Origin of the sequence: Sorangium sp. So ce887 (genome assembly GCF_051521455.1) — a bacterium.
Lineage (GTDB): Bacteria > Myxococcota_A > Polyangia > Polyangiales > Polyangiaceae > Sorangium.
The window spans coordinates 6,760,462-6,778,898 of the sequence record NZ_CP150354.1 but is presented as its reverse complement, the minus strand read 5'-3'; the positions used below and the strand labels follow the sequence as shown (position 1 = coordinate 6,778,898).

The 18,437-nt window shown below is 71.1% G+C and carries 17 protein-coding genes; 6 read left to right on the top strand and 11 right to left on the bottom strand.

Translation table 11 applies throughout. From position 1 onward, the window contains the following. Positions 1-73 precede the first annotated feature (73 nt). Both WMF36_RS25000 and WMF36_RS24995 read left to right on the top strand, forming a co-directional pair. A complete protein-coding gene (locus WMF36_RS25000) occupies positions 74-1,744 on the top strand; it encodes an NTP transferase domain-containing protein (protein ID WP_437573258.1) in 1,671 nt (556 codons plus the stop codon). Positions 1,745-1,935: 191 nt separating this feature from the next. Then, a complete protein-coding gene (locus WMF36_RS24995) occupies positions 1,936-2,919 on the top strand; it encodes an aldo/keto reductase (RefSeq protein ID WP_437573257.1) in 984 nt (327 codons plus the stop codon). 148 nt (positions 2,920-3,067) lie between these two features. Here WMF36_RS24995 and WMF36_RS24990 read toward each other — a convergent pair whose 3' ends face one another. Further along, entirely contained in the window at positions 3,068-3,811 is a 744-nt protein-coding gene (locus WMF36_RS24990; RefSeq protein WP_437573256.1) for a hypothetical protein, read from the bottom strand. A 268-nt stretch (positions 3,812-4,079) separates the two neighbouring features. Between WMF36_RS24990 and WMF36_RS24985 the strand changes: the two genes are divergently transcribed. From WMF36_RS24985 to WMF36_RS24975, 3 genes are read left to right on the top strand one after another with little or no spacing between them, the layout of a single operon-like run. After that, on the top strand, positions 4,080-4,571 hold the full coding sequence (locus WMF36_RS24985) for a hypothetical protein (RefSeq protein WP_437573255.1): 492 nt from the start codon (positions 4,080-4,082) through the stop codon (positions 4,569-4,571). A 9-nt stretch (positions 4,572-4,580) separates the two neighbouring features. Then, positions 4,581-5,465 carry a DUF2391 family protein gene (locus tag WMF36_RS24980; RefSeq protein WP_437573254.1) on the top strand — a complete coding sequence of 295 codons (885 nt, stop codon included), beginning with the start codon at positions 4,581-4,583 and terminating at the stop codon, positions 5,463-5,465. Further along, complete coding sequence (locus tag WMF36_RS24975) at positions 5,462-5,902, top strand: hypothetical protein (RefSeq protein ID WP_437573253.1); 441 nt, start codon at positions 5,462-5,464, stop codon at positions 5,900-5,902. Before WMF36_RS24980 ends, WMF36_RS24975 begins: the two co-directional genes overlap by 4 nt. 733 nt (positions 5,903-6,635) lie before the next feature. Here WMF36_RS24975 and WMF36_RS24970 read toward each other — a convergent pair. The 9 genes from WMF36_RS24970 to WMF36_RS24930 form a co-directional block, all read right to left on the bottom strand. Further along, positions 6,636-6,896: a hypothetical protein gene (locus WMF36_RS24970; protein WP_437573252.1), complete on the bottom strand. Its 261-nt coding sequence runs from the start codon at positions 6,894-6,896 to the stop codon at positions 6,636-6,638. 62 nt (positions 6,897-6,958) lie between these two features. Further along, a complete protein-coding gene (locus tag WMF36_RS24965; protein ID WP_437573251.1) occupies positions 6,959-7,666 on the bottom strand; it encodes a hypothetical protein in 708 nt (235 codons plus the stop codon). 384 nt (positions 7,667-8,050) lie between these two features. Continuing rightward, the gene (locus WMF36_RS24960) at positions 8,051-8,980 is read right to left on the bottom strand and encodes a hypothetical protein (protein WP_437573250.1); all 930 of its coding nucleotides are present in this window, start codon (positions 8,978-8,980) and stop codon (positions 8,051-8,053) included. Between the two features lie 254 nt (positions 8,981-9,234). Further along, complete coding sequence (locus tag WMF36_RS24955; RefSeq protein ID WP_437573249.1) at positions 9,235-10,251, bottom strand: DUF6602 domain-containing protein; 1,017 nt, start codon at positions 10,249-10,251, stop codon at positions 9,235-9,237. Further along, complete coding sequence (locus WMF36_RS24950) at positions 10,221-11,591, bottom strand: vWA domain-containing protein (RefSeq protein ID WP_437573248.1); 1,371 nt, start codon at positions 11,589-11,591, stop codon at positions 10,221-10,223. The genes WMF36_RS24955 and WMF36_RS24950 overlap by 31 nt, the downstream gene beginning before the upstream one ends. Next, the gene (locus WMF36_RS24945; RefSeq protein WP_437573247.1) at positions 11,588-12,946 is read right to left on the bottom strand and encodes an AAA family ATPase; all 1,359 of its coding nucleotides are present in this window, start codon (positions 12,944-12,946) and stop codon (positions 11,588-11,590) included. The genes WMF36_RS24950 and WMF36_RS24945 overlap by 4 nt, the downstream gene beginning before the upstream one ends. Before the next feature lie 178 nt (positions 12,947-13,124). After that, on the bottom strand, positions 13,125-13,712 hold the full coding sequence (locus tag WMF36_RS24940) for a hypothetical protein (RefSeq protein WP_437573246.1): 588 nt from the start codon (positions 13,710-13,712) through the stop codon (positions 13,125-13,127). A gap of 219 nt (positions 13,713-13,931) precedes the next feature. Beyond that, positions 13,932-14,933 (bottom strand): hypothetical protein, encoded by a 1,002-nt coding sequence (locus tag WMF36_RS24935; RefSeq protein ID WP_437573245.1) that lies wholly within the window; start codon positions 14,931-14,933, stop codon positions 13,932-13,934. A gap of 132 nt (positions 14,934-15,065) precedes the next feature. After that, entirely contained in the window at positions 15,066-16,121 is a 1,056-nt protein-coding gene (locus WMF36_RS24930; RefSeq protein ID WP_437573244.1) for a hypothetical protein, read from the bottom strand. 678 nt (positions 16,122-16,799) lie between these two features. Between WMF36_RS24930 and WMF36_RS24925 the strand changes: the two genes are divergently transcribed. After that, on the top strand, positions 16,800-17,639 hold the full coding sequence (locus WMF36_RS24925) for a hypothetical protein (RefSeq protein WP_437573243.1): 840 nt from the start codon (positions 16,800-16,802) through the stop codon (positions 17,637-17,639). Between the two features lie 86 nt (positions 17,640-17,725). On the opposite strand, the gene WMF36_RS24920 is transcribed toward WMF36_RS24925, so the two are convergent. Continuing rightward, on the bottom strand, positions 17,726-18,433 hold the full coding sequence (locus tag WMF36_RS24920; protein ID WP_437573242.1) for a hypothetical protein: 708 nt from the start codon (positions 18,431-18,433) through the stop codon (positions 17,726-17,728). Positions 18,434-18,437: the final 4 nt, after the last annotated feature.

Below are 18,437 nucleotides of genomic sequence, written 5' to 3'. Positions count from 1 at the left end.
GGGCGACCCGTGGCGCCCAGTGACGATGAACGCCCTGGCGGGCGCATCGCGAAAGGATAATGATGCCGGGCGCATGAATGAGATCGAGCGGATCGTGCGGGAGGCGGCGGCCCTGGCGACGGAGCGTTCCCCGTTTCTGCTCGCGACCGTGGTGCGGGTGTCGGGGTCGTCGTACCGGCGCCCCGGCGCGCGGATGCTGGTGGCCGGCGATCGATGGCTGTCGGGGTGTGTGAGCGGTGGCTGCCTCGAGGGCGACGTGATGCTCCGCGGAGAGCACCGGTGCCGCGATGGCGCCGTGGTGGTCACCTACGACTCGACAACCGAAGACGGGGAGGCGTGGGGTGTGGGGCTCGGCTGCAACGGCGTCGTCGATGTCCTGCTCGAGCACGTCGCGGCCGGAGCGACCCACGACGCGCTCGCGTTCGCCGGCGCCTGCTTCGCCGAGGAGACCACGGGCACGCTGGTCACGGTGATCCGCTCGACGGCCTGCGCGGTCCGGGTCGGCGCGCGCCTCGCCTTCGGTCCGCCGTGCGCGCTCGCGTACCCGGTGGCCGATCCCGCCGCGCGCTCCGCGATCGAGGCCGTGGCGCGGGGGCCGGCCGGGGTCGTGGAGCTCGACGGGCTGGGGATCACCGTGCTCGTCGAGAAGATCGCGCCGTCGCCGCAGCTCTTCGTGCTCGGGGGCGGCCACGACGCGGTGCCCCTCGTGACGCTCGCGAAGTCGGTCGGGTTCCGGGTCACGGTGGCCTCTCCCACCCTCCGTCAGGGCTCCCATTTCCTCGCTGCGGATCGCGTCCTCTCGACCGGCGGCGCGATGGATCGCCTCGGCGCGCTCATCGATGCGGCGTCCGAGCCGTACGTCGTGATCATGCATCATCAGCGCACGCCGGATCGCGACGCGCTCGCGGTCGCCCTCGCGTCGCGCGCCCGCTACATCGGCGTGCTCGGGCCCGCGCGCCGCACGCGCGATCTCCTCGCCGAGATCGGCCGCCGCCCCGGCGACGATCCGCGGATCCACGCGCCGATCGGGCTCGATCTCGGCGCCGAGACGCCCGAGCAGATCGCGCTCTCGGTCGTGGGCGAGCTCCAGGCCGTCGCGCGCCGGGCGCAGGGGGGAAAGCTCCGCGACCGCGCCCGAGCTCTGCATGCCGGCCTGGCGCTTGTCGTGCTCGCCGCCGGCGGCTCACGTCGTCTCGGCCGCCCCAAGCAGCTCGTCGAGCTCGACGGGGCGCCGCTCGTCCGGCGCGTGGCGACGGCGTGCGTCGAGGCGCGATCCGGACCGGTCGGCGTCGTGCTCGGCGCCCACGCCGGCGTGGTCGCGCGCGCGCTCGGCGAGCTGGGCGTCGCGCACATACCGAACGATGGCTGGGACGAGGGCATCGCCTCCTCGATCCGCGCCGCGGTCCGATGGGCGGAGGCCTCGAAGGCCGACGCGCTCCTGATCGCGCTCGCGGACCAGCCGCTGATCACGGTCGAGCACCTCACCGCCTTGCGGAATGCCTGGCTCGCGGGCGCGCCGATCGCCGCGTCGCGGTTCAGCGGCGTCGTGGGCGCGCCGGCGGTGTTCGACCGATCTCGCTGGGACGCACTCTCGCGCCTCGAAGGCGACCAGGGAGCCGGCCGGCTGCTGCGCGTCGAGGACGTCGTGGCGATCGACTGGGCGGGCGGGGCGATCGACGTCGACACGGCCGACGACGTGCGCGCGCTCGGCGGCCACGCGCCGGCGGATCAACCGAGCTGCTGAGCCAGCCTCTGGACGGACGGGCGACTCGTACGCAGCTCCCGGGCTCGTCCGTGGCTCCGCGATGGGGAAGCGCGTGAGCCACAGAGTCCCCTTGTCCTGCCGCTCCCCTTGACTTCGAGCGCGCTCTCACTCTTACCGTGGCGTGCGTCGAAGCGCCGCGGCCCATCCCCGCGGCCTCAAGGAGCCCAACCATGCACACGCGCAAGCTCGGTCCTCTCCAGGTCTCCGCCCTCGGTCTCGGCTGCATGGGCATGAGCGATTTCTACGGCCCACGCGACGAGGCCGAGTCGATCGCCACGATCCATCGCGCGATCGAGCTCGGCGTCACGCTGCTCGACACCGCGGACATGTACGGTCCCTTCACGAACGAGGAGCTCGTCGGCCGGGCCATCGAGGGCCGGCGCGATCGGGTCGTCCTCGCGACCAAGTGCGGCGTCGTCCGCGACTCGAACGACGTCACGGTCCGCGGCATCAACGGCACGCCGGAGTACATCCGCGCGGCCTGCGACGCGAGCCTGCGGCGCCTCCGCGTCGACGTCGTCGATCTCTACCAGCTGCACCGCGTCGATCCGAAGACGCCCATCGAGGACAGCGTGGGCGCGATGGCCGACCTCGTGAAGGCGGGCAAGGTGCGCGCGATCGGCCTCTCGGAGGCGGGCTCGGCGACGCTCCGGCGCGCCCACGCGGTGCACCCGCTCGCGTCGGTGCAGACCGAGTATTCGCTCTGGACGCGGGATCCCGAGGACGACGTGCTCGCCACGTGCCGCGAGCTCGGCATCGGCTTCCTCGCCTACAGCCCCCTCGGCCGCGGCTTCCTCACGGGGCAGATCAAGCGCTTCGAGGACCTCGCGCCGGACGACTTCCGCCGCTTCGCGCCGCGCTTCCAGGGGGAGAACTTCCAGAAGAACCTCGATCTCGTCGCGAAGGTCGAGGACATCGCGCGGGAGAGGGGCATGAAGGCGTCGCAGCTCGCGCTCGCGTGGGTGCTCGCGCAGGGGGACTTCATCGTCCCGATCCCCGGCACGAAGCGCCGCAGCTACCTCGAGGAGAACGTCGCCGCGGAGGCGATCGCGCTCACCGAGGCCGATCTGCGGCGCCTCGACGCGGTGGCGCCGAAGGGCGCGGCCGCCGGTCCTCGCTACGCGGAGGTCGGCATGCGGCTCGTGAACCAGTGAGCGCCGCGGCCGGAAGACCGCGCCTCGGCGCGCCGGTCTCCGGCACGGCCGGCGCCCTCTCGATGGCGGAGGTCGCTCGGGCTTCGTGAGCAGAGCGCGGGGGCGCCTGCGGCGAGCGGGCGCCCAGCGGGGCTCGCGGGCGCGGCGATCACGCCTCTTCCGGCACCCCGGGCTGCCGGAGGACGCGCAGGGGGCCTTCGGACGAGACGAGGCCGGCGAGCGCCGGATCGGTCATCACCTCGAGGAGGTCGCGCTCCGCGTCGTCGACCGTGCACCGCCGCCGCACGAGCCGGACGACCTGCGAGTAGTCCACGTGATCCAGGTCGTGCGCGAGCCCGAGCGGCTGCCACAGGGGGTGCCGGCCGTGCCTGTGGGCGGCGCCCGGGTCGAACCAGCCGTAGTTGGCGGCGCGGTCGCGGCTGCCGGCGAGGCGGTTGGTGAGCACCCAGTGCTTGCCCACGTTCTCGATGAGCCCGGTGCGCCCCGCGACCCGCTCCTCGACGCGGCGGTGGTGCTCCAGCATGCGGGAGGTGTTCGCCATCGTGGGATCCGGGGCGCCGATGCACGGCTGGATCCGCACGGTGGCCTGCTCCCAGACGAGATCGCAGAGGCGCGTCGTCAGCATCGCGCAATCGAGCTGATCCGCCATGCGCTGCGTCGTCCTGGCGGACGCGTTGATCCGGACGGAGTCGTGCGCGTCGCCGATGCGGAGCGCGTCGGCGCTCACGAGGAAGGTCGCGCGGTGCTCGCCGTGCTCGCTGTGCACCGGGAGCCAGGAGATGGGCGCCAGGTGGCCGGCCTGCACGGCCTCCAGGAGGGCGTCCTCGCGCGCGGCGCAGGCGCGTTCGGGAAGGCGTGCGATGAAATCGGTGCCTCGCGGGACGTCGGTCATGGCTCCCCCTGGGCGAGCGCGGGCGTCGTTCCGGCCGCGCGGCGCCGTCCGGCCGGCGTGTCGAGGGCTGGCCGGCTCGCTCGTTGGATTGTGCGGAGCGCCCGAGATCCGCGCAAGGCCGCGCGGCTCCTGTGGATCGCCGGGGTGGAGCGTCGATGCCGCAGGGCGGCAGGCGCCCGACGAAGGAGGATCGTTCGCACGTTTGCGTTCAGCCGCGCGCTCCTGCTCCGCTTTGCGCTGCTCGCCCGACCGCCCTAAGCTCCGCCCCATGTCGCTCCCGGCGAGCCGTCCCTCCCTGCGCCCCTCCGGAGCGTTCCGCGCTTCCCGACTCCTCCTCGTCGCCTGCGCCGCCGTGTTTGCCGCACAGTCCGCCGGCTGCGGCTCCAGCGCGTCCCAGGGGCCCGACGCGGCCGCCGCCCTCGCGTCGATCGACGCGCGCCTGCGCGGCAGCTTCCGGCTCGTGCGGTTCGAGCCCGAGGTCCCGCTCGAGCCGATGCTCACGTCGATGCTCGAGTTCCAGTACGCGCACCTCATCGTCCGCTTCGACGGGAAGCGCATCCTCGCGGATTCGCCCGGCCTCCACGTCGACCGCGCCTACGAGATCCGCGACCCCGTGTGGGATCGTTTCAAGTTGATCTCCTACGACGAGGCGGGGATTGCCTACGAGGCGCTGTGCGAGTTCTCGGACCAGGGAGAGCTCATCGTGTACGCCCAGACGCCGCCCTGGAAGGGCGTGGCCATGCTCCGGCGGGCGCAGTAGCCCGACGACATGGCGGAAACGAGAGCACAGCAGAGCAACGATCCGCACGGGTGGCGCCAGGAGGCGAGGGACCTGTCAGCGGCGGTCGCCGGCGGAGCGATCGTGGGGATGCCCCTGCTGTACACGATGGAGATGTGGTTTCGCGGGACGATGCTCTCGGAGTGGCACCTCGGGGCGATCCTGGCGTTGGCGCTGGTCGTGAGCTTCCTGTCCTCGCTGGAGTCCGGCTTCCGGAACGATGACAGCCTCGTGGGCACCGCCATGGAAGCGGTGACGTCGGTCGGGATCGGGGTTGTCCTTTCGGCAGCCATCCTCGCGCTGGTCGGCGAGATCTCGGTCGACAGCGCGCCCAGCGAGGTCATCGGCAAGGTCATCCTCCAGGCGGCCGCCGTGAGCATCGGGGCGGCGTTCGCGAACGCGCAGGTCCGGGGCAAATCGCGCACGGGGGATGACCCGCAGAGCGGCGAGAAGCCGCCGGAGGGGGATCCGGAGGCGCTGCAGCTCAGGGCGGACGTGCGGGACTTCTCGGCGGCGATGGCCGGCTCGTTGCTCTTCACGATGAGCATCGCGTCGACGGAAGAGATCGTGATGATCGCGTCGCGGCTCTCGCCCTGGCGGCAGCTCGTGATGCTCGGGGTGAGCGTCGCGCTGTGCTACGTCATCCTGTTCGCTTCCGGGTTCGAGCGGCACGACGTGTACGTCAAGAGCCCGTTTCAGAGCCGGGCGTTCGAGACGCTGATGACGTGCGCCGTGTCGCTGGTGATGGCGCTGGTGCTGCTTTGCCTGATCGGGGAGCGCGAGGCGACGAGTGATCTGCCGACGCTGGTGGCCAGCGTGGTGACCCTCGGGCTGCCAGCGATCGTCGGTGGGGCGGCGGGGAGGTTGGTCGTGTGAGCGACGGGCGGGAGCGGGAAGGACGTCCCGGTGGAGGCGGGCAGGGCAGGCGGGCAGGGCGGCAGCTGGCCGAGTGGGTCTCGCTCGCGGTCAGCACGGCGTTGATCCTCGCCTTGGTCGTGTTCCTGGTGAACGCGGGGCTGACGAGCTCCCAGGGGTCGGTCGTACCGGAGGTCCAGGCGCTGCCGGACCGGGCCAAGCAGCAAGGCGACGCGTGGATCTTGCCGGTCCGGGTGAAGAACGGAGGCAGGCAGATGCTGGGCGATCTCGGTGTGGAGCTCCGGTTCACGCCGCCGGGAGCACGGGGGCCGGAACGGGTCGAGGCGACGATTGACTACCTCGGCAAACACTCCGAGCAAGAGCTGTACTTCTATGTGCCGAGCGACCCGAGGGGCATGGCGGTCGAGGCGAGGGCGCTGCATTACCAGGTGAAGTGAAGAACGCTTGCCGACGCGCCGCTCGATCCGGAGCCGCAGGCTCTCGAGCCGCTGTTCCAGGCTGAGGAGGCGTTGCCCGTGGTCCGCGGGGGCTGGCGCTCCGCCGGGCCTGCGTGCCTGGCGGCGGCGACCGTGACCGTGGTTGGGCGCGGCCGGCGGTGCGCGGCGGGGCGACCTGACCGCTCGTCTCGGGTCGACGCCTCGCGCAGCCAGGAGTCGGGCAGCGAAAATCGGACGCGTGCACGAAATGCTCTGGTTGTGCACGCTGAGAGAGAAAATGATGTGCGTGGCCGCAATGATCTACTTGTTGCGTGTTAAGTGAGAAAATGATGTGCGTAGTCGTAATGCTCTGCGGTGAGCGTTCTGCGCGTGCAGCACAGCGTGATTGAGCTTGCGCTACCTACCCGGCGGATCTAGTCCGTCATGGTCTGATCATTGTCGCAGGGAAGTCGACTCCAGAGGGGAGACCTCGTGTCGCAACGTGGTGAACGGGCGTCGAGCGAGCGGCTCGTACGGCGCGCTGTGGATGACGTTCAGGCGCTCGAGATTCCGTCGAGCGACCGGACGTCGGCGCATGGAACAGCGCGTGCGTTGCAGGAGAGGGGCTCCCGGCGCGCCGTGCACGCCCAACTCGCGGCGCCCCAGCCGTCCTGGAAGGGGCAGCGGGCGGGTCGGCCCTGGCTCGACGAGCCTTTCCTCAGCGAGCCGTTTGGCGCGCCGCCTCCGGCGCCCGTCACCCAGGCCGGCGAGCGCCCCGCACCGGCTCGCGGGCGAGCCCGTCGACGTCGCGCCGCAGGTGCTTGAGCTGTCGCGTGATGAGGCCGTCGCGCCGCGCGGCCTGGAGACCGAGCTGCGCGACCTGCTGCTCCAGGCTGCGGATGCGTTCCTCGTGCTCGGCGAGGGTCGGCGGTGCAGCTGTGCCGGCGAGCTCGTAGACGGTGGTGCGTGACACCCGCATCGTCTCCGGCTCCTTCGCGGTGGAGGACGGCTCCATGACCTCGCCCCCTGACCAGAGCCTGGCGGGCGGACGCGGTGAGCGGCGGCGCCCGGGCGGGGTCACGTCGCCTCGAGGAAGTTGCGGGCGCCTTTCCATACCGCAGCTTCCAGCTCTGTTGCGATGTCCGGGCCCAGCGTCAGTGCATGCCGCCCCGAGGCCACGAGGACGAGCTCCGTCGTACGGAGCCGCGCGATCGACAGCTGCGCTACCGGGCCGCTCGGCGGGTCAACGGACCACGCGACCGCCGTCTGGGTCAGTCGATGCTTCCGCACGCTCGACGGCGTGGCCTTGAGCCGCAGCGCCCGGAGCGGCCTGTAGGTCGCCTCATCGACCACGAAGGTCGCTGTCACGTCGACGCTCACGGCCTTGTTCCCTGGCCAGGCCGCCGCGATGCGCTGCAGCACCTTCGGCCACCCTCCGACGGCGCGGCTGGAGCTCTTGATTCGCTCCGGCGTCGGGCCTTCCGGCATCATCTCCCAGCGCAGCTTCAGCTGGGCGTTCGTCTCCGCCCCGGGGACGGGGCGGAGATCGCCGTAGAGGTACAGGGGGCCGCGATCGCCGGTCGGGAGCGCATAAAAATAGGCGGAGTAGTCCGCCTTCGTCCTGCTCTTCCCCGTACCCGGGATCGCCGACATGCCCGCGGCCTCGGTGAGCTTGCCCCAGTCCTTCGGGTTGGCGCTGGCGCGGAGCACGGCCTCCAGCGAGTCGAGCGTGACGTCGCTCTTCCCCGCTTCCGGCGTCGACCCGCCCCCGGCACTGCTCTTCACCCGCGCAGCACGTCCTGACACAACGCTGTGATATACATAACCTTTGTAATTACGAAGATAAAATTGCCATTCTTGGTCAATTTTTGGTGAGTTAAGTGGTTTTGTGTGGGTTTATGTGTGTGATGTGGCGCGCTCTCCCGCAGGGCTAGACCCGGGATGCTGCCTCTGCGTCGAGGCGCGAAGCCTCGCGATGATGTCGGCGCGTGGCACGGGGCTCCGCGGTTGCGAAGCTGCGGGCGGCTCGCAGGCCGCCGTGGGGGCTGGGGGGAGATCCATCGAGCCGGCCCGCTGTCCTGACGTGGACGGGAGCGCGGACAGCACGTGTGCGGCCGCGCTTCGAACGGGCCCGCGAGGAGGGAGAGGCGGAGCGGCGGAGGTGCTGGTCTACTGCAGCGCTTCGGAGGTGCTCGTCGCCGTGACCGCTTGATCCAGCCACCGCTCGATCGTTGCCAGGTCGTCGCACGCCTCGATGCGCGCCTCGTTCTCCGGGCTCAGCTCGAGGCGCCGTTGCCTGAGCACACGGCGGAGGGCGGCGCGGGCCTCGGTCAGGCGCCCTTCCAGACGCCCTTCCAGGCGCCCTTCCAGGCGCCCTTTCTCGACCAAGCGCGCCATGATCTGAGGCCTGGCCGAGAGCAGGACGTCCAGAATTTCCTGATCCCGAGCCAGGATCTCGGGATCCTCGGTCTTCTCGAACTCCCACAGGAGCTCCCTGCGTACGCTCGTCGACATCGCCAGATACCGTAGCATGCTCAGAAGCCACCGGGGCGATCTTCGCGGCGCCACCCATCGAGCGAACTCGTCGAGCGCCTGACCCGATCGGGCGACAAGGAACGGCACGAGGTCGTCGCGCAGAGGCAGCTCGTTGGCCGCGATCCACAGGAAAAGGTGTCCAAGCGGTTCGACGCGGTAGCAACCCGGGGCGAATCGAACAGGGTTGCGGGTGTGCGCGAGCCACATCGGGAGGTGCGCGGCGACCATCCAGATCGGCTCCTCGCCCATCCAGGACGGCCCCTGCTCCTCTGCGCGCTGTACCTGCCTCGCTTGACGCCGCAGCAGAGCCCTCTCTGCCGCGATCCGGTCCACATGGTCCCCGGCCAGCTTCAGCTCGATGATCACCTCGTCGTGAGCTCGCGCTTCCGACCACGGCGCGGGAAGATGCTCGAGCCGATCTGGACGGTTGATCACGAGGAAGCCATCGCATTGAACCTTCTCGAGCCTGATTTCAGGAGGATCCTGCCATCTGGCCGCACCGACGGTGATGCGCTCGGTCTCCTCGGCAAAGGTCCTCTTGGCGAACTGGTCGGGCTGACCCACGGCACCGCGCGATAGCAGGCGCCGGCCGCCGTATCCAGCGTGTATTGGCGGAAACCCGAAGCCGCAACCGAGACGCCTTGACGGCGACCGAGTCGCACCTCGTCGAACTCCGCGCCTGCGCAGAGGAAAACGGATCCGGAACACAATTTCGCAACGAGTTGGCGATGAAGCACGTAAGTCGCTGACGTCCCACAGCTCCTCCGATGCGCTGGAGACGGCAACCGCGGCTCGAAGCAGCGCTGGCTCCCGCCGGATCAGGTGATCCTGAGCCGGACGCTCCCTGCCTCATCGTCCGCCTGCCGGAGCTGATGCTCGAGCATGCGCCTCCACGGGATCTCGCCGAGAAGGATGTCGTCGATCGCCCACGTGAGGTGCTCCATGGCCGCGCCCAGCGCCTTCATGCCGTTCGTGAAGATGAGCTCCGTGTCCGGCGTGGTGAACGGCCGCGACTCCCGTACCCCCGAGGCAACGATCGCGGGCGTCATCAGGACCGGGCCGGCGGCGATCACATCGGGGAGGTGCTCGGCCCGGGTGCCGGCCCGCCGGACGGCAGCGATACGGCGCTTCACGGCCTCGGCCGGGTTGTGCTCTAGATCCTTGTCGACGCGGAGGTTCAGCGCCCAGATGGCCGCATACCAGGGGTTGCGGATCGCTGGAAAGCCGCTGCTCCGCTTGACCGCATTCTCCAGCAAGATCCTCGGCGCGATCATCTCCGGCGGCACGGGGGCGCGGCGCAGCCCCTTCACCCCCGCCACCTGGCGACACGCCTTCACGAGCGACTGCCCCTGACTCTTCGCGGGCACCTTCGCCTGCACATACAGCGTGTGCTTGACCTCGATGTACGCCAGGACGGCCTCGGCGGGCACGCGCTCCCGGATCGCGAGATCGCCGCCCAGCCCGCGCAGCGTCGGGAAGCGCGCGGCGTCGTAGATGATGATGTCGTCGCCCTGCTTGTCTCCGGTGGTGTCCACCACCCAGCCGCGACAGACACCCGCGCGCTCGGGGAGGAATTTCCGGAGCGCATGGCAGATCGCGATCTCCAGCTCGGGGCCGAGCTCGAGCGTCGCGAGCGCGCGGAGCTTCCGGAACTCGTCTTCCAGGTGCTCGACGATCTCCTCGGACCAGCCGCCATAGAATCCGCGGCGCGACGAGGCCGCCGCACGGCCAGCCGGCGTGCGGCCGCGCTCCGCTGCAGCGCTCCCCCCGCGCGCGATCCTCTTCGTGCCCTTGCCCGCCACCCTCACCCCCGCCGCGGCTTCCGGTCCAGCCATGCCCGCTGCCCCCACGGGCACGCGAACTCCAGCGGCTTCGTCAGGATCCAGAGCACCGGCAGCGGCGGCGGCGCCGGCGGCGTGGGACCCGCGCCGTCCGTGAAATAGATCACGCCGGAGATCCTCCGCGCCGCCAGAAACTCCGGCGCGAACACCGGCCGCAGATCGGTCCCGCCGCGGCCGCCCACGTCGTTGAGCCGGCCGTCGAAGGCGTACACGCGCCCGATCTCCGTGTCGCACTCGGCCACCGTGATGCGCGCCACCTCGCTCATCGCCTGCAGCTGCCGGGCGACCTCCTCCAGCTCGTCGCGCCGCATGCTCATCGACGTGTCGATCGCCACGAGCACCGACGGCTTCGCGATCGCCCGGGGCGCGTACGTCCTGCCAGGCACCTCGCCGATGCGGCCCGGGAAGCGCCGGTTCGGCCGCGCGTACGTGTGCACCGGCGCGCGCTCCCTCGCCACGAACATCCGCAGCGCGGTCTTCCAGTCGAGCGGGGTCGCACGCGGGCCGAGCACGTCCGTGAGCTCCTCGATGAGCCGGCCGGGCGTCTTGCCCGCGAGCGTCAGGCCGGGCAGGTCCGCCGGGTCGCCGTCGCCCGCGAGCGCGCCCGCCTCCTCGGCGGCACGCAGCAGCAGCTGCCGCGTCTGCTCCACCGCGCCCGGCTCCCGCGATGGGCGGCGCAGCACGCGGTGGTCGTCGACGGCCTCGCCGCCCCGCTGCGGGAGCTTGCCCTCGCGCGCCGCGCTCACGAGCAGCTCGTAACGCTCCAGCGTGCTCTGGCCGCCGCGCAGGCCGAGCGCGGCGTAGGGCTGCCAGCGGATCGGGTCGGGCAGCGGCTCCTCGATGTACTCGTTGGCCGACATCTCCAGCGCGAGATCCATGAGCTCCGGCTCGTCCGCGCCCGCGAATTTGGGGTGGCAGAGGTGCCCGAGGGCCACGTGGTGCACCTCGTGCAGGAGCACGCCGCGCAGGAACACGGGCTCGCTCATGAACGACTCCACGTTGACGTGGAGGAAGAAGCGGCCCTCGAACAGCGAGACGGCCATGCGCTTGACCGAGGGGTCCGCGACCGGCGCGAGCCGCGCGAGGATCGCCGCATAGCAGGGATACCGCTCCAGGAACCCCGGATCGCGCACGAAGGCGTCGAGCCACGCCGTGAGCTCGTCCTCGGGCACCTCGCGGTGCGCTGTGCTCTCGAGCGCGGGCTCGGCGTTCCCCCGGGCCGGTTTCGCGTTTCCAGGCGCGGGCTCGGCGTTCCCCCGCGCCGGTTTCGCGTCCCTGAGCGCCGGCTCCTCCGTCCCCTGCGCTGGCTTCTCCGTCTGCTTGTCCCGCCTCATTGCGGCCGGATGGGCGTGACGCCGTGCTTCTTCAGCGCCCCCGCGAGCCGGAGGGCCCAGCGCTCCGGCAGCTGCGCGAGCAGCTGGCCCAGGCACGCCCGCGCGACGTTGCTCCGCCGCACCTCGACGAGCTTCGCCTGCTGGGCGAGGTGCGCCGACAGCGCGGTCACGACGAGCCCCACGCGGTGCTGCCGCAGCGGATCGGCGCGCCACCCCAGCACCTTCTGCTCGGCGGCGCTGCCCGCGTAGTTCTGGAGCAGCTCCTCGGGGCGGACGTCGATGAGCTGCGTCGCCGTCGCGTTGCCGCCGAGCGCGTCCTGGAGGCGCTCGCGGTGGTCGCCGGGCAGGTCGGCGAGCAGCGCCTCGAACGCCGAAAGCGCCAGCTTCCGCTGCGCCGCGAGCACGCCGACCTCCGGCCCCTCGAGCAGCGGCGCGAGCCGCGCCGTCACCTCGTCGAACCGGTCGGTCTCCCCGCGCTCGCGCGCGGCGCGCAGCACCTTGCCCGCGGGCGAGGTCGGCCCGTAGTCGGCGAGCAGCGCGCGCAGGTCGAACGGCAGCCGCGTCGACCAGGAATCCTTCGACGCGAGCAGGAGCTCCACCCAGCTCGGCGGCAGGTACCCGCCGAGCGCGTCGCGCAGGAGCACGCCGTCCGCGAGCTCCTCGGGACGGAGCGCGCCCAGCACCTGCGACGCGTACGTCCACGTGCGCGGCGGGACGTCGTCCAGGATGCGCTCGTGCGCCTGCCCCAGCGCGATCACGCCCGGGTGGAGCCCGCTCACCTGCGCCCAGGCGAGCCAGGACGCCCGGTCGGCGCGGACGCTCAGGTTGAGGAACCGCGCCCGGAGCGCGCGGTCGAGCGGGGTCACCTGGTAGTCGGCCGACTCGGGGTTCACGGCGGCGAAGCACACCCAGCCCGCGGGCAGCTCGTACTCGTGCAGCCGCCGGGCGCTGAGCAGCTGGAGCGCCGGCTGCTGGATGTACCGCTCCGCCCGGTTGAGCTCCTCGAGCATCAGGATGCCGGCGCCGTCCTGGGGCAGCACCGACGGCGCCGCGTAGGCGGTCCGGTTGTCCCGGATGACCGGCAGGCCCACGAGATCGGGCGGCTCGAGGAGGCTCAGGTCGAGCACGACCGTGGCGATGCCGAGCCGCTCGGCGAGCTGCCGGACGAGCTCGCTCTTGCCGATGCCCGTCGGCCCCTCGAGCAGCACCGAGCGCCGCGCGCGGTACGCGAGATCGAGCACGGCCTCGAGCCGCGGTCCGACAGGGATGGGCGCAGAGCGCCCCTCGAGGAGGCCGGGTGAAGTCGCCGCGGCCGACCTGCCCGGCGCGTTGCCATCGGATCTGGGCTTCGTCACGGGGATAGAGGAGGGGTTTTCGTGCGAGGCGCGAGGCAAGGACCTCCGAGGCCTGGGGCCCAGGAGGCTCGGCCTTCCCGTCCCCGGCGTGCTCTCGGCGCTCGTCCTGCCGGGTGGATCGGAGCTCTAGCAGCCGCTGCGCGGCCTGTCATTCGTCACGCGACGGGCGGCGGCGCCCTCATGCGCCAAGGAGCAGCCCGAGCGTGGTCGCGAGCGCGGCGTCGTTCCACGAGGACAGCCCGCGGGGCAGGAGGACGGTCACGTGGTGAGGCTGGCCTCCGCAGCTGCGCGATCCCTCGTAGGTGCGTCCCGTCCGTGTGAGCTCGTAGCTGCATCGCCCGATCTGGCCGGTGAGCTGCCGGTCGTCCAGCCTGTAGTCGGAGAGGGCGCCGGCCACGAGGCCGCGCGCGCGGAGCCCTGCCTCCGCCCGGGTCACCGAGAGCTGAAGCGGCATGGCGCCGACGATGCCGGTCGCGCCCTGCCCGGTCGTCGTGACGCTCACGGCCCGGTTGAACGCGATCCCCCGGACCGCCTGCCCGCCGCGCTCGCCGCCCGCCGCGTACACGCCCAGGTTCACGTCCGGCCCGACGACGCGCCCCGGCTCGATGTCGGCGCTCACGAGCTCGCCCCGGGCGGTGAGCAGGATGAACTCGCCCGGCCCCGCTGCGCCGAAGATGCCCTCGCGCGCCGGGTGATCAGCGCCCGGCGCCGCCCCGCACGCCGCAGCGAGCGGCAGCGCGAGCGAGAGCACAGGGAGCAACCTCATCCGCATCGCAGCACCTCCACGCCCGATCGGGCACACCCAACGTGATGCCGCCGGCGCCGGAACGGTAGACGTCGGTACGACCGGGAACGGGTTCGCTGGATCCGCCCCCGATCGTGCCGGGATTCTCACGAAGACGTCTTGTCGGGAAAGGCTGAACGCCGGCGCGCGCGAGGCGTGCGAGGCGTGCGAGGCGTTATGGCGCGACGAGCCCGGAGCCCCTCAACGCGGCGTCTCGAGCGGGGCGCAGGTCGACACGCCGGCGCCGACGATGCGGAAGCCGATGTTCGTCATGTAGGCCGTGTCGATCGAGCCGTCCGAGGGGCGATAGCGGCTGACGTTGGTGGTTCGCGACGCGGACTGGAACCGATCCGGCGCCGTGTAGAAGTAGAAGTCGCCACCCCAGAAGGTGAACGCCCAGGCGCTGGGGGTCTCGATGCCGGGCAGGTCCGTGGCCTCGATGATCTCGCCGGTCTCCTTGTCGATCTCGGCGAGCTGGACCGGCGAGGTGGTGAAGAAGCCGAAGAGGCGTCCATCGCCCGTGCCGGTGAGCTCCGCCGAGGCGCCGCGCAGCGAGCCGCTGAACTCCCCGACCGGCTTCACCGACGGACCGTCGATCCTCCCGAGCCCGATGCCCGGCGTGCCTGTCGCGCCCGCCACGAACAGCTGCTCCGCGTCCGGGCGCGAGAGGTCGCTCGAGAAGCCCATTCCGAGCCGGGACCACCCTTCCGGGAGCGGCGTCTCCGTGGGCTCGCAGCTCGCGTCCTCGGTGCTGACCTTGAACAGCGTCCCGGCGCTGTCGTCGGCCTGCGCGTAGTTGACCCACGCCACCGCGTCGCGATCGACCGCCATCGAGTTCGGATCCATGTTGGTCTGGCAACCCAGAACACCAATCTTCGTGAACTCCTTGCGATCCGGTTTGAAGCTGTAGAGCTCGTTGTCTTGCGAGAGCACATACACGAAGGCCGCCCGCTCGACGCAACGGCTGTCAGCGTCCCCACTCCCGCTGTCCCCGCTGCTCCCGCCGGTCCCGGCGCCGGCGCCGAACGTCTCGTCTTCACCGCCCGCGCCGTCCGCGCCGTCCGCGCCGTCCAGGCCGCCTTCGCCGCCGTTATCGCCGGCGCCTGTGGGCTGGCCGCTGTCTGCCGGGGACGTGCCGCTGTCGGAGGCGCTGCAGCCGCTCGCTGCGAGCGCCATCCAGAAGCACCATCGTGCGATTCGCATATCCGCTCTCCCTTCCGCGTGATTCGCTTCTATAGCCGCGAAGCGCGCGCCCGGGTACACGAAGTCGCGTCCTCGACGCCAAAGGGCACCGCGCGCTCTGCGTCGAACGGGCGTGCGGGGCGGGCGAGGTCATCAGTGCACGAAGACGGCCTCGTCGGACTGGCAGCAAAAATACGAAACGCCCTTCGGTATCACTTGCCCCGTGGCGACTCCGCCGGTCGGGGCGCATGTGCCCGGCTCGTTCGTGACCCAGCTCGCCGCCATGCTCTCGAGCCGCAGGTCCGGCCCTGCGACGCACTTCGGCCCGGCCAGCGTCACCGTCTCGGCGCCGAGGAGCTGGCGGCAGCTGCCGTCCTCGTAGGCCGACACGAGCGCGGAGCACGCGCTGCCCTCGGGCGGATCGCACCCGCACGGCGTGCAGCTGCGCGTGTCGTCGAAGCCCGTGTAGAGCGCTTGCAGCTCGGGGTATTCCTCCGGGCACCTCGGCTCGCCTTGGCGGAGGTGGTGGATGCAGATCGAGAAGCCCTCCGGTCGCGGCACGGGGGAAGCGATGCACATCAGCGAGGGATTCCCGCACGTGTGCTTGTCCGCCGTCCCGGCGCAGCCGCGCGCCCGCACAGCAAAGGGGGCGGGCAGCTCGAGCGGCGCCCCTCCGGGATCGATCGTCGGCGCGCAGGCGTCCACGGTCGGCGCCGGGATGAGCAGCGAGCCGAGCTCTTCCGAGGCTGCTGCGTCGGGCGCGGTACATGCGCCGTCCCATCCGTCGGGGGCGTCGAACGACGCGGCCGCCGTCCCGTCGCACGTGGCCGAGGCGCTGCCCCGGAGGCCCGGCGGCAGCTCGCAGGAGGGCTGTGTGCAAAGGCATGTCGAGCAGCTGTGCGCGTCGGCGAAGCCGCCGTAACCGTCGAACACGAGGTCCGGTGTCTCCGCCGGGCACTCCGGCGCAGAGGCCCCGTCGGTCGAGTCGCCCCGCCAGAGCAGCATGGGATCGCTGAACCCGAGGTACGGTAGCTCCACGCACGCGCCCTCGCACACGGCGCACGGCTCGTCGCACTCGTAGGCCTCCAGGCCCCAGCACGGGTCGTCGCACGAATACACCTGGACGTGGCCGCCGGGCCAGCAGCCCGCGAAGCTCCCGGCTGCAGCGAGCGTGAGCGCGATCAGGATCGGGTACTTCCTTGGTGTCATCGTGGTGGCCCTTTTCTGGCGTGTTTCGGTCCGGCTCTCGGACAGGGGTCACTGCGCCGCGCTGATCTCTCGGCGCCGGCTCCCCAAGCTCTCCTCGTGCTCCTTCACGCCGGTGGGCCCGCGCGGCCGGGGCGCGCGGCGCAAGCGTCGATTCAGAGCAGGGAGAGCGCGCACACTGAATCCATACTTGGGTCGGCCAGGGCAGGAAAGCCCAATCTGCCGTGAAGCGTCGAAGCCTCGATAGCATTCCGGTGAAGCCAACTAGATTATCAATGTTTGTGCGCTGATTGTTTTCTGAGAATTTTGCTCCTGGTCACGGAAGGCGTGTCGCGGCTGGATCGCTTCCGGACCGCATCCGGGCGTGCTGGACGTGGAGGGCAGGGGAGGGTCGGGTTCGCATGGGGCCAGAGCGAGCGCGATCGCCCCCGGCGAGCTCGGTGGACGGCGACGGCCCGGCGGACCGCGTTCGGCGCCTGTGTGTCCCCGGCGGAGATTTCTTGCGCCGGTGCCGAGCCGTGCACAGGGAGCAGGCTCAGCGCTCCGCCCAGCCCGATGCCACACTCACGCGCCTCGTCGGAGAACACTCGGAGAGCCGTCGCGAGGATGGGACCGTACCCGTCGATAGCCATAGACGCGGCGGCAAGGCAGTGGGAGCATCTGCCCGGGAGAATTTCTGGAATGGATTCGATAGAACCGATGAAGAAGAGCGCGTTCGTGATGGTCTTTCCGCTGATGCTCGTGACCGCCTGCGGGGCGACGGGGGGGCCGGACGACCAGGAGGCCGCCCCGGAGATCGCCGCTTCGCAGGAGGCGATCTTCGTCTCGCCCGACTTCGCTGCTCGATACCTCGACTGCGACGAGTTCGCCGGTGTGGGGCTCGCCCCCTTCGCTTCCGTCGCGCCGCTCGTGCCGGACGACTACATCGTGATCGAGGCCGTCCCCGGAATGGCCATCGTGGTCGCGCAGGCGGCGGACTGCGCCGAGATCAGCGTGAATGGCCATCTTGCCCGGCCAGGCGTCTTCGCACAGCTCGGGGTCGGCGTCGTCCCTCCGACGGGCGCTGGAGATCGCAACTTCTACCAGATCGCGTTTGCGACCACCCACCCGAGCCTCGCTGCTCGCCTCCGCCTCCTCGGCGTGAACGCGCGCTACGCTCCTTTCATGTCGTACGAGATCACGGACATCTCGGGCCCCCAGGCCGATCTGGCCATCTCCGTACCTCGCCCCGTGGGCCTCGCGTTCGATCTGGACGGCCCCATCACCGTGCCTGATCCGTCGGCGCCGTCCAACCCGCGCACCACGTTCAACTACTGGCATCAATCAGCGTGGCACGGCAATATCCTCCAGGAGAACGCCGTCACCGGCATCCGCCTGGGAGAGGGGAGCGGATTGGCGCTCACGGCCGTGGGCGACGAGCTCGAGGCGATCCTCGGCAGCGCGACGCTGACCTTCCCGTTCTTCTCGCACCCCGAGACGTTCGACGAAGCTGTGCTGACAGTCGAGACCGACGCTTTCTGACCCGCCCAGGCGCGCCTGGCACCGAGCCATCTTGACCGGCGGAGCAGCATGGATCGGTCGCGGGCCGGACGAGTCACTGGCGAGCTCTACGATCGATCGAGCGCGTCCACGGCGTCCAGCTGGGGTTTGAGCTGCGCGCGCTCCTCATCGGAGAGCGGCGCCTCGTCGAGCTCGGCGCGCAGGGTGCGCGCCCGCGCGCCCTCGCCCAGGGCGACCGCAAGCTCGATCCGGGCCGCGAGGGCGCGCGCGCGTTCGAACGGGGCATCTGCCTCCTTCCGTGCGAGCGCCACGTCGAGGACCTTGGCGGCGGCGGCGTCGTCGTTCTTGAAATCGCGCAGCCGCGCCGCCGCGCGCAGCGCCCGGCCCAGCCTCGAATTCGAGCGCGACCCGGCGGCCCCCTCGTCGTGGTCGTCCGGCGCGTCCCGCTTGATGAAGATGACCGAGTTGCCTGCGACGTCGACCACCGTGAAGCGGCTCTGCCCCGTCTTCATGCGCGAGATCCGGGGAAAGCCGGCGATCGGCACCTTGCCGTACGCCTGCCGCAGGCCCTCGGCGAAGGTCTCGTGGAGGCGCTCGACCTCGGGGACGAGCACAAGGCACGTGCTGTACGACGCGCTGGGATCCAGCTTCTTGAGGCCCATGAAGTGCAGGTGGATGTCGCCGCGGCGCGTCGCCGCGTACACGTTCGGCTTCGTCTGCTGATGGGTGACCTCGAAGCCCAGGGCGCCGTAGAACGCCAGGGTCTCGGGCATCGACACGCACGGCAGCACGGGAATCGTCGTCACCTCGCCCATGAGA

Excerpts from the sequence above, each read along its gene's own strand:
- WMF36_RS25000 (WP_437573258.1), top strand. The coding sequence starts at position 74 with ATGAATGAGATCGAGCGGATCGTGCGGGAGGCGGCGGCCCTGGCGACG.
- WMF36_RS24995 (WP_437573257.1), top strand. The coding sequence starts at position 1,936 with ATGCACACGCGCAAGCTCGGTCCTCTCCAGGTCTCCGCCCTCGGTCTC.
- WMF36_RS24990 (WP_437573256.1), bottom strand. The coding sequence starts at position 3,811 with ATGACCGACGTCCCGCGAGGCACCGATTTCATCGCACGCCTTCCCGAA.
- WMF36_RS24985 (WP_437573255.1), top strand. The coding sequence starts at position 4,080 with ATGTCGCTCCCGGCGAGCCGTCCCTCCCTGCGCCCCTCCGGAGCGTTC.
- WMF36_RS24980 (WP_437573254.1), top strand. The coding sequence starts at position 4,581 with ATGGCGGAAACGAGAGCACAGCAGAGCAACGATCCGCACGGGTGGCGC.
- WMF36_RS24970 (WP_437573252.1), bottom strand. The coding sequence starts at position 6,896 with ATGGAGCCGTCCTCCACCGCGAAGGAGCCGGAGACGATGCGGGTGTCA.
- WMF36_RS24955 (WP_437573249.1), bottom strand. The coding sequence starts at position 10,251 with ATGGCTGGACCGGAAGCCGCGGCGGGGGTGAGGGTGGCGGGCAAGGGC.
- WMF36_RS24950 (WP_437573248.1), bottom strand. The coding sequence starts at position 11,591 with ATGAGGCGGGACAAGCAGACGGAGAAGCCAGCGCAGGGGACGGAGGAG.
- WMF36_RS24940 (WP_437573246.1), bottom strand. The coding sequence starts at position 13,712 with ATGAGGTTGCTCCCTGTGCTCTCGCTCGCGCTGCCGCTCGCTGCGGCG.
- WMF36_RS24935 (WP_437573245.1), bottom strand. The coding sequence starts at position 14,933 with ATGCGAATCGCACGATGGTGCTTCTGGATGGCGCTCGCAGCGAGCGGC.
- WMF36_RS24930 (WP_437573244.1), bottom strand. The coding sequence starts at position 16,121 with ATGACACCAAGGAAGTACCCGATCCTGATCGCGCTCACGCTCGCTGCA.
- WMF36_RS24925 (WP_437573243.1), top strand. The coding sequence starts at position 16,800 with ATGGATTCGATAGAACCGATGAAGAAGAGCGCGTTCGTGATGGTCTTT.
- WMF36_RS24920 (WP_437573242.1), bottom strand. The coding sequence starts at position 18,433 with ATGGGCGAGGTGACGACGATTCCCGTGCTGCCGTGCGTGTCGATGCCC.